The 444-nt window shown below is 57.4% G+C and carries 1 protein-coding gene; it reads right to left on the reverse strand.

Annotation, left to right across the window (positions count from 1 at the left end):
- Positions 1 to 444 (reverse strand): sodium:solute symporter family transporter (locus tag K0040_RS22555; RefSeq protein WP_500302312.1); only part of this gene is annotated, 444 nt, incomplete at both ends.

Here is a 444-nt window from a genome sequence, read left to right on the forward strand (position 1 = left end):
CCCGCCAGCGCACCGTTGCGCGTCATGCGTGACCACATCACCGAGAACAGCACCACCGGACCAAACGCCGCGCCAAAGCCTGCCCACGCGTAGCTCACTAAGCCCAGCACGCGGTTTTCCGGGTTTGCCGCCAGCGCAATCGCCACCAGCGCCACCACCAGCACCATCACACGCCCTACCCACACCAGCTCTTTCTGGCTGGCATGTTTACGCAGAAACGCTTTGTATAAATCTTCGGTAATCGCACTGGAGCCCACCAGCAGCTGGCAACTTAAGGGTGACATTACCGCCGCCAAAATTGCCGACAGCAGAACCCCGGCAATCCACGGGTTAAACAGAATTTGCGCCAGTTCGATAAACACACGTTCAGCATTCTGGTTTACCGCACCTGCTACCGCCGGGTGCTCATTAAAGTAAGCAATACCAAAGAAGCCGACAGCTACC

The organism is Terrisporobacter petrolearius, assembly GCF_020748185.1.
Taxonomy (GTDB): Bacteria; Bacillota; Clostridia; order Peptostreptococcales; family Peptostreptococcaceae; genus Terrisporobacter; species Terrisporobacter petrolearius.